We start from the raw sequence: 18,255 nt of genomic DNA on the forward strand, positions 1-18,255 counted from the left end.
ATGTTTAGTCGTAAATTTAGTTTCATTGCCGCACTTATTTTCACTTGTCAGGCACATGCTGCAATTGATATTCAGGCCTCTGCGCCAATTATTGAAGCGGCTGGGCAAGCCTCTTATCGTGCAATTATTTCCGACTGCGGAAGCGTTGATATTTTAGAAGCCGGAAGTGCTTCAGAATTGCTTCCTTATTCAAGTGATGATATTTCCACGCTGGTTGACCCCTTAGATAGCTGCTTAGTTTCATTTACTTTGGCAGGAGGGGATTATTTGTCGCCTTCTGTGAAGGTTGTTCGTTCTAATAAAGTGGAAGAACATCACGCAGAGACCTTCTACCCAGATGAACAGTCTCCCGAACTCAGTATTGTTAGTGCTGAGATTAGCAATATTGAAAGCCCTAAACAGCGCCTGTCTGTCACATTTGAAGCATCAGATGATGTCGATCTGTCTCAGCTTGAAATCAACGCTACGGCTTTAAGAGCTTCTGATATTCGGGCTGCAGGTGGCGTTATTGCAGAAGCAAAGAGAAACGCTTTTGCTACAACTGCTGGCTACAAGTCAATTTACCCCACCAGTAATGGACAAACTGAATTCACCTTAGTGCTAGAAGTTGAAAATTCATTAAGTGCTCAAGCTATAGCAACTGATGTGATTGTACTTGTTGATGCGATGGCTCTGGATGCGTCGGGTAATCAAACATCGATTTCAGAATTAGCGATGACAGGGGATTACATAAAGGAAGAGGCATTATCTCTCACATTACTATCCGATAGTGTCATCATCAGCGAAGCGTTGCAGACGGTTCAACTTGAACCCGTGATTGATTTCCAATTTCGTGGAAAGGTGAATGTTAGTGGGCTTGGGCAAGGGATTTCATATTCGTCAAGTCATCCGGACTTGGTAGCAGTGACGGCTGCAGGGTTAATTTACCCGCTCGATGAGACTCATTCGGAAGATGTATATGTCTCGGTGAGTTACCCCGGGCTTCCGGAAAAGAAAGTTGCAGTTGATATCGATTTTACCAAGACGCTAGAAGGCGTCTTTTTCGATCTTCCTGCTCAAGACGAAAGCTTTACCATTCCTGCACTTAACTCACCGGTGACGTTACCTTCTATTGTTGGTAGATATTCAGACGGTTCAGAGGCCGCGATTCCATCCAATTGGCAGTATCAGGTGTCTATTCCTGATGCGTATACCGCGTTTCTTAAACTGCATAATGGCCAGTTGGTTGCGACTGCACCTGTTGATAGCAAATTCCCGGCGCTTATCACGGTTTCTTATCCGGCTTTGCCGGGGTTGTCAGCGCGACTAAATGTCATCGCTTTGGATGCGGTACCAACCGTGACAGTGAACTTGCCCACTGAGTTGGCGTTGCCGAGTGACTTTAAGCTTAAGGCGGAACTTCAAGATGATGTAGGGATCGCGCAAGTTGAGTTTATGGTTGATGGCGTCATTGTTGGTACACGCCAGCAGGCTCCATATGAAATTGTGATGCCGCTGCCTGATTCTATGGTTGGTCGAACACTTGAAGTGTTAGCTATTGCCACTGACACGTCAGGGCAAAAAGGAAGTTCAGAAGCGAGTATTATCCAACTAGTACAAAAGCGACAGGCAACACCGCCTGAATTCGTTTTTGAAGCACCAGATGAAGGTATTCGATTAGTTGAAAGTACTGAATTAAGCGCAAATATCAGCACTTTCCTTGGCGAGTTGTCAAAGGGACAACTTGGCAGTAGTGGCATTTCAAAAGCAGAGCTTTTCGTTGATGGTAGCCTTGTTGGACAGAGTCTGTTCCCGGTGATGCAGATCCGTCCTATAGATGGTGGCAAAGAGGGCTTGTTTGAAATCTGGCGTGTCAAATTTCAACTACCAGATATTGCGACCAGAGAAAGTGTCACTAATGTATATTTCAAGGTTTATGGTCTAAATGGTTCAGAAACCAAGTCAGAGGCTCGCTTAGTTCGTATCGTCGAAAATAGCCTGCCACAAGTCGTTATTCGTTCGCCTGAGGTTGGCAGTTTAGCGACAGTTGGTGCCACGCTCACGACAAAAGTGGAAGTGACAGATGACACATTGGGCTTAGGCACCCTGGTTGAGCTTGTTGTTAATGACGATGTAATTAGTAAGCGGACGATAACGACGTTCAACGATGAACTCGAGGATGGCCAGACATCGAAGGTAATACACTTCGATTACGTAATCGATGCTGAAAAAGTGCAATCGACATTGGAAGTTCGGGCGCGGGTTACTGATTTTCATCAAGAAAGTATTGAAACGGCACTGCTAAAAGTGCCAGTTAAAGCAGATGATGCTCCATCTGTGGCTATTACCTCACCGACAGAAGGCACCACTTTAACTGCTGGATTACCATTGCAGATCCGTGCTGATGCGATCGATGATGTGGGTGTCGATAAGGTTGACTTTTTCGTCAACGGCCGGTTTATCGGTAGCGATGTTAGTGCGCCATATGCCATGTTCTATGAAACACCAGAGACGATCGATAACGAGCAACCTTTATCATTAAAAGCCCTTGCAACGGACAGTGTCGGTGCAACAACTGAGAGTAATATTGTGAATGTTACTCTTGGTTTTGACGAGCAGGCACCGGTGCTGAACATCGCATCGCCTGAGTTGCAGTTCGCCGAATTTGGCCGAGATTACGCACGCGTTGTCGAACAGAGTGACTTTGTTCTAAAAGCCACTGGCTTCGACAACGTTGAAGTGATTGGGCTTGAAGTTAAAGGTATTAGGAAATCTGGCCCCACTTACATTCTAACTGGTGTGTCTAGTGACACGCTGTCTGGCAATGAGTTCCTAGCACAGGCTATTCCTGGCGAGCTTAGTGCCTTTTCAGCGTTGAAATTAGTACAAAGTCCTGCGTTCTCCGGCAGTCCGGATCGTGAATTTGATAGTTACCCGATAACTGTTTCAGCGTGGGACAAGAGCGGTAATCGATCTGTTGTCGATTACTGGATCGCCGTTTATCCTGATCAGGCGCCTGAGATCGTACAAGCTGTCGCAGATAAGACATCATATTCACCCAATGACACTTTGAGATTAAGTGTATTAGCAAAAGATGATCGCGCTGTTGAATCAATTGAGTTTACCTATTGGCTGGGCCAAGAGCAGCTTGCTATCCATCGCTTTGACAAAGCGACCAACCTTGTCCCTGCACCTGAACTGTCGTTTTCTGATACGTTAGATTTAAGCCTTCTAGCTATTCCTAATAGCGATGCAGAAATTTTTATTGATGTTTTGGCTCTGGATGCGTCTTCTAATCGTTCATTAGCATTTCGCCATGAGGTTTCATTGCTGGCTGATACGAAATCTCCCAATGTTGCGTTATTACAACCGATGGCAGGAACCAGTTTAGTTGCAGATCAATTATCCGAAGTGCGTTTTGGAATTGATGATCCATCTGGATTAACGGCAGCAATACTTACGATTGATGGTGAGACGGTTTGGTCAAAGCAATTGGGCAACGTGACTGAGCACTTCGACAGTGTAAATATTCAGCCGACACCTGAGCAGACTTCTCTGACCATCGCTCTAGAAGCAGAAGATAAGTTCGGTAATCTGCAATCATCTGACTGGGAATTTGATGTTATCGGCAACGAATTGCCAGATATTTCTATCCGTCAACCTGCTGCGGGTTTGGCTGTTGTGGAAGGTGAGCAACTAACCGTAACGGCTTTGGTCACCGATGACATTGGACTGCAAGAGGTCACCTTCTTCACCACCAGTAAAGGGCAAGAGTCACTTGTTAAGTTTTACGATGACAAGAGCTTGCAGGCGGTAGTGGCTGACGGTGGTTATTTTACTGCCACGGTTAGAGTGCCGACCATTACTGATGATATGGCGATAGGGGTTAGAGCAAAGGACCAACACGATGGCACCTCATCAACCCTGCTTGAATTGCGATTTGATCATGACAACCAAGTACCTACGATCGCGTTAGAAACACCGTCAGAACCAATTGCATTGCTACCAGGCCAATCTTTTGATGTTAGTGGTGTGGCATCTGATGATCGTATCGTAAGCGAGATCTTACCTCGCTTGGTCGCTTTAGATGGCACGCCTGTTGACGTTGTATGGGAAAGCCTGGTTAAAAAAGACCGAGTTGAACAGATAAAAATTGGTAATGAAAATAGCTTTTCAGACACGGTCATCAGTGAACGACAGTACTCTGACTTTTTTGCTCGCCTTAGGTTGCCAGAAGATATCGCTGACAACGGAGACAAGTTTACTTTCAGCGTCATCGCTCAAGATCATGGTGTAAATGAAACACAGTCCGTTGAAATTGATTTGACGGTGCTTGCCGATACTACCAAGCCGAAAATAGAGGTTAACTCACCTAAAGGTACTTTGGTTGAAGGACAGCCTTTCGAATTCAATATGAGCATATCCGACAATGTGGGTGTTGCCTCATATCGTGTCACACTAGTCGCTGATGAATCCGCCGAATTAATGTCGGTCACTGATTTACGTGAGCGCTTAGTTGAAGTCGCAGAAGAAAACGTTTTCGACACTTCGCAGTTCTCTCCTGTGCTGCCGGAAGGGAAATCCGTGGCGCTCAAAGTCGTCGCAACAGACATTGCCGGCAATGAATCTGTTCATACCGAAAATCTGCTGATCAAACAGGATGAAGCGCCTGTCATTAGTATCTACGATCGCGTCCCTGAAGCTGGTTGGCAAGATGGTCAGTTGGTATTCACCGAGCTGAATATCAAAGATGACTATGCGTCTGGATCACACCCGATAAATGGTTATTCGCTGCTTTCTGGCTTTAAAACAGACACACAAGGAGAGCCAAGGGAGTGGCAGGGACAGGCTTCACTGAACGATGCTCAAAAGGAGATCGTTCAAGCTGTATTAGCCTATCCGGAGCATTCTGGTGCGGACGTCAAAATATTTCTAAATGAACGGGAGTTTGCCTCGTTCATAAATGATGAATTGGTTTATAGCCCGATCATTGCATCAAGCATTGGTTCAATTCGTATCAATATCCCCGGGCTGAATATTGGTTATAAGCTCCGCTTCGAAGAGATGGCTCTGTGTCCAGTGCAATTAACCGAAGTTGAGGTTTCATTTGAATCGTTAGTGGATAGCGGTGGCGTACTTAACTTCGAGAAATGGGTTCCTGATAACGCGCCGTATGTCGAAATTGTCCCCGTCTTTAATGATGGTAACCCTGTGCCATATTTGCAGACTATTCGTGTGGATCGTCTGGAATTAGCTAAGGCATTTAACCGCTCAACGGACAAAGTCTTGGCTGAAACACAGGTGCAGCTGACATTGACTGACCAGTTTTCACCGTCAGGGGTTTCTCATCTAGTTGCGCTTCCTCAGTGGAAAGGTACTGCCGAAGATTTTTATGTAGAACAGAGCTGGTTGTTGCCGTTCAATGCTGAAAATCGTGAACTTTCACTGCATGGATTTGCCGCTGATTGGCGTTCAATCTCGCGTCCGCCAGTAGATTTAGACAGTTTGCTCAACGAGGTTATCGAATTCGATACTGATGTGCCCACTATCTCTATCGCAGTGCCGACCCAAGATACGATCGTTAACGAAGGCGAACGCTTGCTGTTGGAGCTACAAGCGGCTGATAGTGCTGGGCTAAGTTCCATCATTTTGCAAGATAACGATGGTATCTATTCGCAAATTGGTGTGCTTCCTCAACAAGATAGCTTCCAGTTTCAGTATGAGTTAGACAAGATAAAATCGGGCGGCGTTCTTAATTTAACCGCGATCGCGATTGATCGCTCTGGGCGAGAAGTTTCTAGTCAGCTGTCGTTACCTGTGACTGCGAACGATGCACCTGACTTACGGTTGGCATCACTTTCCTCCTATCGTGTTGGTGGCAAGTTCACCAAGGTAATCGACGACGCAACGCGGCTAAATTATGCTGAGTTTTGGTTGCGAACAGGGGAAGAGTTCGAGCTGGCGCTGGACGCCGTTGACGATATCGGAATCAATGAAATAGCGCTGTATCGCCTGACCCGTGATGGTGGGCGAGTAGTGGAGTATATCGAAGGCTTCGGCCAGTCTTGTCCGCAGCAAGATATCAAAAGGGTTTTGAACAAAGTATTACCTCTCAGCTTTGAACAAACTGAGCCCACAGAGTATCAGCTACGCGTCACAGACAAACTGGGGTTGATTACTGAAAAGAATTTTATTATTCACCCGCTGGCTAATATTGCGCCAGAGATCCGTATCGTTTCTCCTGCAAATGATCAGTACATCGTGACGGGAACATTCAGGATTAAAGTTGGCGTTGTTGTTACTGACGACCGTTTGGTTGGTAGTTCTCAAATCAGTGTTTCAGCTAATGGTGTTGCTCTGCCACGGGTGTCTGAGCGTGAAGTTAATGATATCGGCGCTGACGACGCACAGGTCAAAGAAGCAATCGATGAAATTTATGATGCCTTAGAAGCCAAATATTCTGTGGCCGTCGCCGACCAATATGCAGATTTAAACAGCCCTACAACCACGATAAAAACGTTTGAGTTCGAACTGCCGCAACAGGTCTATCAGAAAAATCAGGATATTGAGTTCGTAGCAACGGTCACAGATAGTGATTCTGCATTTGGCAGTGATACGCTATCAATTATCAGTGCTGTTGATGAGATTAAGCCGGAAATCAGTGTGATTTCTCCAAGCGTCGGGATTGGCGCGGTAGAAAATGCTGATTTCACCTTAGATTGGCGTGCATATGACAATGTGAAAGTCTCCAGTATGGAGGTGTTTACAACCTATGGTCTACTAGAAACCAATCGTAACTACCGTAAGCTCGAGGATGAATATCAGCTGGTTCGTCGGGTATCATCGGTACCTAATCTTGATGCTGATCCTATTACCAGCAACAACATAGATACGCCTCGCTACAAGCAAGTGCTACATGTCGAGCGTTTGGCCGACTTGGCAGCGAAGTTTGGCGACATAGCAGACCTCCAGAATGCTCGTTTTGATGTCTGGATTAAGGTTGTTGCGGTCGACGCTTCAGGTAACTCAACTGTTCGCGAATTCAGCTTGCCTGTGACTATTGATGAACGTCCGGTAATTGACCTGACTACACCTATCGATGGCTCTAGAGCGGTCGAAGGGGCGATGCAGTTTGTTCAGGTGAATGCTTATGACGATGTTGGTATCGACTCAGTACGTCTAATCGTTATGAGAGGCGATCAACAGCTTCTCGATATGCGCAAGACGCAAGCGCCTTATAGTTTTGCCTTGCCACTGCCAGCGTTTGACCAAGCCAATGCCGACAATAACCGACTGATATTTCGCGCTGAGGCTCTAGATACCTACGGGGCTACCTATGGTGATCTTGATAAGCACATTGCGACAGAAAGCGCGATTATTGAACTAGTGCAGGATACGCCACCAACAGTTGCTATTGGCAACCCAGCTCATAATTCCAGCATTACCGAGGGTGAGTACCTATTAGTTCAGATCGCAGCGGCAGATGATATTGGTATCGACTCTGTGACCCTAAATGTGTCCGGACTTGTCACTGGGGACACCACTCTCGTTTCCGGTCGAGCGCCATTCGACTTTTATATATCAGTACCGTATGGCCAGTCAGGGCAAGATATACTGCTGACTGCGTCAGCCACCGAAATTGAAGGCATTGCTAAAGCACGCTCTGTGACCGCCGTTGATACGGTATCGGTTAATGTGACCAAAGACAGTGTTGCGCCAGAAGCCGTTATTCTTAAGCCTGCAGGCGCTGGTAGTACCATTGCAGAGAAACGTCCGCTTGGATTCCAATTATCGGTCACTGACAATGTAAAAGTATCCAGTGTGCTCGTAGAGTTAATGGCTGACCAAGATTTGAATGGCAGTTTTGATGGATCGGAAGTTGTTTCCAGCACCATTTTGTTAACCGCACCTTGGTCTGGACAGCTTAATGTTCAAACCATCAAAGACTATTTGCAAGCCGATCTGACTGCCGACACGTTACCACTGCAACTAAGAGTGGTTGCAAAGGATGGCGCAGGTAATGCCGAGGTTGTCACTCAGAATATATCGCTAATTAAGAATCAGCCTCCTCGTGTGGATCTGATCCGGTTCTTAGGTGCCGATGGCCAGATGTTCGCAAATGATGGCGACTCAGTTACTGAGGGACGTGAGATTGTCGTTGATGTTCAGGCAAGTGACCTGGAGATCGGCGTCGCTGAAGTTTCGCTATACCAAGCGAACGGCGATCCGCAAAATGCTGAATTGACATATTCGAAAGTGGAGACAGATTCGGCAGCACCTTACCTGTTCCATGTCCGCGTTGCTAAAGGTCATATCGGTGAAGCGATTAGCTTTAAGGCGATGGCCAAAGATGTCGATGGTAATGAATCTGAATTATCGACAGCCTATTCATTGACGATCAAGAAAGACCAAGCGCCAGCGGTCGTGATTATCGAGCCGGGTGCTGAAGCCGTGGTGATTGATGGTCAGCAACTCTCTGTTATCGCTAAAGTGACTGATGACTTAGGTGCAGAAGGCGTTGACCGGGTTCAGTTCCTGATCAACGGCACTCCTGTTGATACTGTTTACCAAAGCATGTCAGAACTCTCCGGTGGCGCCGGTCAGTTCGACCTATATCAGATCAATATGACACCGCCTCAAGGCACCGATGGGTTTGTGATCCAGGCCGTCGCTTATGACCGTTTGAATCAAGCCGGTACCTCTGATTTAGTCACTGTCGGTATCATTGATGATACGGTTAAACCAAAGCTGGAGATCCTTTATCCGCTAGACGGCGACGTGCTCACTGAAGGGGAAACCTTAACGGTTGCAACACTCGTTTCAGATATCGGTGTTGAGGAAGAGCGCTTTGTGCAGGCTGAATTGATCCGAGAGTATCAGCTCGCAACGGGTGAATGGGTTACTTTAAATAGTCGCACTATTGAACTGTACCGCAATGATTTGTTGGCAGGTCGTCCGGATGTCGTACCTGTAAGTACGCCGCAACAGCACAGCTATATTTATTGGGCGCAAGTGGCTGATGGCAATGTGATTGCGCGTCAGAGAAATCGTAATGAGCGGGTTCGTGCTGTCGTTAGCGTCTCAACGCCAGAGCATTCCGTTAGCGAGGAAAGCGCTTATGAAGTAGGTTTGGGGATCAGTGATAGAACCTATCTGCAGCCAGGTAATGTCAATTTAAACGTGCAGCAAACTGCTGCTCGACAGGTCTACTATTCTGCGGTTGACCAATTCAACTCAATGACGCGTCAAGGCGCATTAGTCGCCAGCTGGTCAACTGTCGACCCTGTTACGCTCGAAAATGGCGTGGCAATGATTTCCGAGGCACGTTCTAAAGTGGCCTGTGGCGCTTGTTCCGGTATCTTCCTCTCCGAATTTGTTGAAGAGGTAAATGACGACGGTGAACGCTTTGTTTACTCGGAACTGCTTAACGGCGCGTCTGAAATATTTGCTGGTGTGATCAGTGAAATTCAAGCTGACGAGCAGTTCTTATTGGCATCTAAACATGGCGTCACCGTGATAGATGTCGATGATGTGCCAGTTAACAACTTTTCTAAATTGCTAGAGAGCGAAATTGGCAAGAACCCAGATACTGGCGCAATTTATGATGGTGGAAAATTTGGTGAATTACTGATCTTCTCTGTTCAAAATGGTGACGATCAGTTTGGTTTACCATATCTGCTTAAAGGTCGTTATGAATTACCTTATCCGCAAGCCTATGGCGTTTCTCGTTCAGATAACCTCGCATTCGTTGCTAATGGCCATGGTGGCGTTCAAGTTATTGATTTGGCAGATTTTGAGCAGCCTCGCCGGATAGGTTTTATTAAACCGGATGGTTATGCGCGAGACGTTGCGGTTTCAGGGCAGTTTGCCTACATAGCCGCAAGCCACCAGGGCTTAGTTGTTGCGAATATTGCCGATCCAACCATGCCTATCGTTGCCTATGCTGACACCCTTGGATTAGCTAATCGCATTGCCATTGATGGCAACACCGCTTATGTCACCGAAATGGCAGCCGACGGTACTATTTCGCAATTAAGCGTATTCAATATTCGAGACCCCTACAATCCACGCTTTGAACGTTCGATTTCTCTCTCCCCGGGACGTAAAGAGCTGCGCGGCGGTGGCGCGTACGATGTCGTTGTTGTTGGCAACCTGGCTTATGTGACTACTCATTACCTTGATCAGGAAGACAAGCCTGCACAAAGCTTGATTGAAATTATCGATCTGGAACAACAGGACAATGCCGGTACCGATAGTTCTGTGCCTGTAATGGTACAGCGAACTGCAGCAGAAGACGGTTTCGTTATTCGTGATTTAGCCTTTGCAAACGGTGCTGTTCAAGCGGCGGCAGGCAAACAGGGCGTTGCCCGTATTGAACTGAGCGAGTTGATGGTAGTTGACGCTGCGCCCAGTAATGGTGAGACCGGAGTGTATACCGATCTTGCTCAGGTACAGATTGAATTTTCTGCAGCGTTATCTCGCAACCAAGACTTGACGGCATATATTTCCGTATATCGCGGAGATGTTTTGGTAGATGAAGCGGGGGATTATCAGATTGGTGAAGATGTCACCGCTGATTTTCAGGTAAGCCTGCTTGAGCGTGACATCGATAGCTCCCGAGTGGTGGTGTTAACTCCACAAACTCAACTTGATCCTGCAACTACATACACTTGGGTCGTTAAAGCCGGATTACAGCCTTTAACGGGTTATGCACTGGCTAACGATTACCGAGCGAGCTTTATCACTTCGCCAGCAGGCAGTGTTCTGCGCCCAGATATTCAGTCGGTGTTTCCAACCAGTGGCGCGATTGATGGTGGCAATGAAATCAAGTTGATTGTGGCTAATCTTGGTTCCGGCATCACGGTGTTGTTCGGTGAACAGTTAGCGGAAGTGATCGACATTACGGCTGATGGTGACGAATCTATCGTTACCGTGATTACTCCAGCCAATTATGCCGGTGCTGCGTCGGTTGAGGTACGAAATGAACAACAATTGTCTGACCGTATTATTGGTGGTTTCACTTACCTAGACCAATTGCAGATCAATTCGGTAAGCCCAGCGGTATTGGATGTGAAACAGGCCGGAGCGGGTGAGCATGTCACCATCGTTGGTTATGGTTTCGACAGTGACTTGGAATTAATCGCTTATCCTCATGGTTATCCAGATCTGGCTAAGCGAGCGACGATGGATGGCAGTGGCTTACGCCTGCTAAGTAGTGAACGACTAGAGTGGGTGGTGCCAGACTTTGATATTGCGGCTCGCAGTTATATCGATATTGAACTACGTACACCGGCAGGTCGTCTGGCGGTAAAACCGAAGGCCCTATTTTTGGGTGGTGTTTCTATCAACCGTACACTCGAGACCCGGCAACCCTATTCTTATGCCGATTTGAATGAGGATTTGGCACGAGCGAAACAAGGCTTGCCAAGCAAATTTGTACCTGATGTGACCAAGTTACCAGCGGGGCGCATTGTGGGTCTGCAGTCTGACGCCGAACTTGGTCTGATCTATGTTCTCGGGGCTCCGGTTCCTGGCGATGAGTCTCCACGTTACGTTCATGGCAACGTTAGTAACCAAGAGCTGTTAAATAGCTATATCGCACCAGGTTGGTTGTCGTTGGTGCATTACAAAACGGACGCGTTGCAAGATGCTGCGCCTATGGCTGGGCTGGGTTACTACGACTTACCGCAGGATCTGTCACCGTCTTCTATCACCCTGGGCAAAGATCACCTTTATGTTGCTGCTAATGGCTTCCATTTGCCGCTAATTGACACCCCATATGAAGATAGCGCCTGGTTGTTAGTGTACGAGCGGGAAACTCGCTTACCTGAAGAATTGGACGGGTTGGAAAAAGATCGCGATATACTGTTTGCCATCCCGCTGCCATCAGTTGATGCACCAACCAAAATGTCTGTCGTTGATCGCCTCTTGATCGCGCAGGCAGCAGACAAAGAGCTATTGCTTGTCAGCTTGGCCAATCCTTTGAAACCAACGTTATTACAACGGCTGTCGCGCGCAAATATTGGTGGATATGATCAAACCGTTAGAGTGTTTGATTATGCGGTAAGTGGCAATATTTTGCATCTGGTCGTCAGCGCGAGAGACGGGCGTTATTTAGTTGATTTTGATCTATCACGCCCTTCGTTACCTCAACTATCAGCGCGCAAGTTGAAAGGCAATGCCAACCAGTTGGTTGCCGACGTTGGTCAGCCATCAGGCTTGATAGCCGCGGGGCAGGGAACCAGTGTCGTCGATCTGAGTCAACCGAATACCCTAGTGACACTTGGGCAATATGTTGATAATGGTTTCTCGCTGCCCTCAAACCTGGTCGCGATGGATAGCAGTCTGACGTCCGCTGTCCAGTTTCGAACGGGAGGGTGTGGTAAGGAAAAAGCTCGGGAGGAGTTCGATTTTGTAGATGTGAGCCGTCCTGAAAATGTTCAAGTATTAGATGCGCTAGAGATAAAGCCCTGCGGCGCAATAACTCGGGTTAAGCAGTATTCATCGAACGCTATTCAGCCGAGCGATATCAGTCAACATTTAACGGCCGATGGCGTCTATGTTGCTGTAACACCTCTTGATAAATACCGCTCAAAGTTGATGTTGATAGATACATTGACTGCTGATTTGGTTGACCACTTCCCTGGTCATGGCGCCACCGGCGTTGGCCTTGATATGGTCGGCTCGTTCGACTTTAACCACGATGTGGTGATCCCTGCAGATGAGACGGCGGGTGCCTATTTGGCCCGTTATCTCTCATTGATAGAAGAGGACGGCTCACCGCAAGGCCTACCCGTTAGTTTTTCTGCTCAAATCAACGCCACAGATCCGTCCATCGTCGAAGTTGTTCCAAGTCAGCAACTCAAAGCAAATACCGATTATCGTATTGAACTAGCCGCCGATCTTGCCGCTCGTCGCAGCGAAGGCCTGGTTACTTATAAAGTAAACTTCCGCTCCGGTGAGAGTAGCGGCGCAGCTCCTCGTATTGTTGATGTTGAGAACGGTGTTGTTCCTATCGATGGTGGGGATGTCGTTGTTATTACCCAACATGCCGAAGCACCCGTTATCCGGGTTGGGGGGGAGATCGCTTCAATTGTTAGCGAAGTAACGGATGGCGAGTTGCAGCGATTCACTATCACTGTGCCGCCGCATGCCCCTGGCGTTGCGTCAATTTCCATTACCCAGAGTGATGGACGTACAGACCAGATGTTAGGCGCCGTTCGTTATATTGAACCGCTGGTGGTGAACTCAATATCGCCAATTGTTGGCAGTGTTAATGGTGGCACCAAAATCGTTATTCAGGGGCGTGGTTTCGTTGCTGGCAATGGTTTTACCAAAGTACGCATGGCCGGAATTGAGTTGGCTGAGGAAAACGTTAACGTAGTCAGTGCAGAGCTTATTGAAGTCATTGCGCCAGCAGGTCAACTGGGCAGCACAGATCTATCTGTCGTTAATGGCGATGGTCAGTTGGTCACATTAGCAGATGTTTATACCTACCAGCAGCCAGCTAATATGCGTATTGACGGCCCACCATATCGTCTTTACCAGTTGGCGCTCGATCCGACCAATACGTACATGATGGCGGCGGCGGGTAGTGCGGGCGTGCTTATTTATAATATTGATGGCTCGACCTACACCGCTGACCAGTTGGATGTTGCCAATGCCGATGAACTGCTACAAAAGATCGACCGTGATGGCGATGGTGCTGATGATCGGATAGTCGGTCAGATCGATCTGCCAGCGGGCTATCGTGCATTGGGCATCGATAGCTATTTCAGTCGTAATAGCAACCGGCTCTATGTTACCGCAGCCAAGTTTTCTGGTGGGGTTCCTTCTGACGCGCGGTTGTTTGTGCTTGGCGTCGACGGCAGTGACTTATCTGACGCTGCCATTATCAGATCTCTGCCGCTTTCCAGTGATTTTGCTAAGGGTATCGACCGATTAGACAGCCAGCTAGTGATCGCAATGGCTGATAAGGGCCTCGGCTTTGTCGACGCATTTTTAAATACTAAAGCCTATGTAACAACTAACTTCCCACTGCCTGACGCTCTCCCAGCATTGGATGTCGAGCAGTTAACTGTTGCTGCACAAGATCGTCCTGTGTTTGCCGTTGTTGGGGGAGAGTACAACTTTGATCAACAGCGATTAATGTCAGTAGAGAAAGCTGGGGCAGGTGGTTTCTACTTGGTGGGTAATAGTGCAGAGCAAGGCCTACATCTGCTGTCTTCTCTTGATATACCTGCGTCACGGGTGATGACACGTGGGAAATACGCGTTTCTAGCCGCCGGTGAGTCAGGGTTAGTGGTTGTGGATACGGCCGACTTACTTAATCCTCGCGTTGTCACTCGTATTAATGAGTTTGGATACGTCTATGATTTGTCGATTTCGAGCCATATCCTTTACATTGCTACGGATAAACAGGGCATAGTTGCAGTCGATATTAGCGATGCGAAATCACCGGTAATTCTTGATAGTTTTGAACATGTTAGTGGTGATTATTCTCGTGCGGTGATCGCTTCGCCATACGAAGTTATTTATGGCGGGAAAGGTGTTATTCAGGCGTCTCCAGACGTGACATTGAAATTACACAGCGTCACACCAGAAACCGGTGTTGTGGAAATTAACGCCGAAGCGATTGCGTCAATCCGCTTGCGCTTTAATAAAGCGGTCGACTTGTATAATAAGAATATCGAATTTATCGATGTAGAGAGCGCAGACAACAAGTTGGTGAGTTACAGCGTTGAGTTCATTAACAATGATGTACTGATCCATCTTGCTGACGACAACGGCTTTGCCGCAGGTGATCAGATCCGCGTGTTAGTTAAGCGCGGATTGAAAGCGACAAAACCGGTCTTGGTTGATGACAAGCCGATAAGCGTGACGCTTTACGAATTAGCGCAGTCAATGGAACTGCCGTTCACTGTTGCGATAGATAAGCGTGAACCATTGCAAATTGTTTCAGTATTGCCACGACATGTCGTGAAAGATACCCCGACACCACTGACTATTGCGATGAAGGGGGTCTCACGTCTAACGGAAGAGCTTAATCTATCCGTGGGTGGACAGAACGTAGTCGTAGAGCGCATTGAACCAAGCAGTGAAGATTCTACGGTCAGCATGATCTATGGTCGCATCGAAGGTTTTTCTACGCCGGGTGCTTATGACCTCACCGCAACAGCAAAACAGCAGCAAATCACGACATCTGCGCGCCTTTCAGGGGCATTAACAGTTGACGCGCCATTACGTTTTGACCATTTCTTGCCGCTTTGGGGGCCGGTACAGGGTGGCGCTCAGTTAAAGGTTTATGGTGAAGGTTTTGAACCGGGCTCCAGTGTCAGTGACGGTCTGTCTATTTCCATTGGCGGTGTGCCCATTGGCTTCATCAATGTTATCTCGTCAACAGAGCTGTGGATCAGCACGCCTCGCGGTTTACCGGGTAAACAAACGCTTGCTGGACGCAACCGATATGGACAGGTTTCTGAACTGAACGGTGAACAGGGCGTTGGCTACGGTTTGCAATTTTTAGCCGACGTTGGCTCCAAATATGTGCAGCCGTTGGATTTGATCGTTGAGCAGGAGAGCGGTATCGCGCTCACCGCTGCCGGCTATTTCAAGGATATCGGTAGAGCGAGTGTGGTTGATAATGTGCTCTTCTCTGAGTCTTGGTTAGCGGCCAGCTTTAATGTGCAACAGCCTGAAGCGCCATTGCTAGTCGGTGCAGCATCCTCTCTTGGCTCCGATCGTAAGCATCAGTTAGCCATCGATCGTTTCGCTATCAGCGGTAAGCTGTTGGCAAAAGCGTTCGACGGCGAAGACTTCAATCTTGATCTGTTAAGTGACAGTGAACGACTCACCTATGAGCGTAACAAAGACTATGCGCTACAACGATCTGCCGACTCAGTTGCTCTGCAAATTGACGAGGCTGCTGACGGCACTCGTTCACTGTTTACGGCCAACGGCGCTGCCGGTGTCTCCTGGTTAAACCTAGATGATAAAAATACACTGCAAACCAAGGGCTACCTCTGGTCAGACGGTAACGATTTGGTTGCCGGGCTATCTAAATCAGGCAATACACTATTTGCCGCCACTGTTAATGGCTGGGTGGAGAACACGCCTAAAGAGTGTCTTTCAGCGTGGCAAGATGGTGAAGCAGTGAAGGTGCTTTCAGCTAACTTTATGGATCAGGATGATCCCGTTGAAGTTTCAAATACTTTAGCTTTACGTGGTGGCGTCAATTTGAGTTATCACAATGAGTGGCTATATGGCCATGAGGCCGGAATGGCCGCTGTTTGGGGACCTTGTCCTGCGTCATGGACTGGACGTACAGTTGCACCATTGAAGTCCTACGAAAGTGATACGCTGACAGCTGTTAATCTATTTGACCCTTACCTGACGCAACAGTGGTCTTTCACGAATACGTTATATGACGTTGAGTTTTATGGTGATTATGTCATCGCTGCGCTGGGCTTCGATGGCGTTGAGATTTTCCATAAAAACGCCCCTGAAAACCGTACCAAATTATTGCTTGATACCCAGCTACAGGTCACATCGGGCAAAGCGGTTAAGCTTAAGCGGTTAGGCAGCGTACTGTTTGTTGCCAGCCATTCTGGCGTGGTGGTCGCAGACATTCGTCAGCCAATGCAACCTAAAGTGGTCTCAGCGGGTAATGTCGAACTTATTCAATCAGTTGATTACTTCAAGGGACGGTTAATTACAGCTTCTGGTAGCGCGGGTCTGAAGAGTTTTGACTTGCCGGGTACCCTTGTTGTTGATTCATCAATTAATCCAGACCAACCGTTGGCCAGCAATCAACCATTGACGATCACCTTTAGTGAAGCGGTGACATTGGAATCGGTGGCCACCGGAATCAGTCTGATTAAAGCTGAGTCGGGTGAACTAATACCTGTATCCGTTGACGCGCTAGACCTGCAAGGTGAGGGGGCTCTTACGTTCGGTATTAGCTTTAACCGCGAGCCATCTACGGCGTACGAACTGCAGGTAAATAGTGCCGACACGCTCCGTGCTACAGGCCTTTGGGTTGAATTCGGTCAATCATTAACCACAGCGCCAGAACATGCTTTGGCACCGACTATTTCTACGATAGATAACGGTGCTTACTACTTAGGCGAACAAGCGGAAGTAACCATTCGCGGCAATGGCTTTAGAGCCAGTGATGAGCTGAAGGTTTTTGTCGATCAATACGCAGTTGATTACGTCTGGAAGGATGAAAGCACGCTGGGAATACCTGCCGGTGCGCTAGAGCTACTGCCGTTATCTGCTGGTCAGCACCACATTAAAGTTACCGATGGCCGCCTCAAAGCTGCTTACCTTGGCGGTATTATAACGGCGGATGAGCGCGCCTTCGCTGAGTATCGAGTGTCGCCGGAAACATTGGATCTCGCCGGTGGTCAGCTTATTACTGTGACCGCGTCTCATCAGGTAATTCTGCCGGGGTCTAAAGTGGTATTAAAGACACCAGAAGGTGCCTTTGTTGAAAGTGAATTCACACCAGACGGTGCGGTCATTAATGACTTTGAAGATGATGTGCGCACGCTGAATTCGTTCGAGTTCCGTGCTCCAGGCGTTATCGTCCCAGGGGCTTACGAAGTCTATATTAAATACAATGATGAATTGACGCTCGTAGGTGAGATCGCTTACACGCAGGCATCGCAGTCATTATTCGAGTTACCGAATTATCCTCCCCATGTCATTGGTGCCATGCAGCAAGAAGGTGACCTGCTGATTGTTGGACTTAAGTCTGGCGCGAAACCGACCACTGAAAACCCAAGTTTGCTTAGCCACGGCATTGAACTGTATGACGTTTCCTTGCCGTCACGTCCAGTTAGAGTTGCTCAGATCGCTACAACGCAGCCTATTAGTGGCGTCGTGGTGGTGGATAATATGGCGTACTTTGCTAGTGGTAGTGATGGTTTACTGGTTGTAGACATTGCTGCACCCGCTGCTCCACTGATTATTGATCGTTTCCCGGTTCCCGGCTTTAAGGCGACAGGCTTAACTTACATTCCTGCGCGGAATGCGTTGGCTATGTCGGTTGCAGATGATTTTGGTACCGGATTTATCCGCTTCTTCGATTTGTCAGACAACCAAATGTCGCCGCCATTAGAGCTACCGAACAAGCTCTTTGTGGACGGAGAGCTGCAGGGGCAACCTGTCTCTGTGGTTTGGCATGATGGCAAGTTATTCGTCCTGCTTAAGCAGGGGGATAAGCTCTCTTTGGTTACATTTAGTGATATAGCCTCAGACAGTTACCTGATC

1 protein-coding gene (cut by a window edge) is annotated in these 18,255 nt (G+C 47.8%); it reads left to right on the plus strand.

Annotation, left to right across the window (positions count from 1 at the left end; all coding sequences use genetic code 11):
* Positions 1 to 18,255 carry the 5' portion of an Ig-like domain-containing protein gene (locus DU002_RS01285; RefSeq protein WP_114336541.1) on the plus strand. It continues 17,511 nt past the right edge of the window, so 18,255 of the gene's 35,766 nt are visible here — the first part of the coding sequence; it begins with the start codon at positions 1 to 3; its stop codon lies beyond the right edge, outside the window.

Source organism: Corallincola holothuriorum (assembly GCF_003336225.1).
GTDB lineage: Bacteria > Pseudomonadota > Gammaproteobacteria > Enterobacterales > Neiellaceae > Corallincola > Corallincola holothuriorum.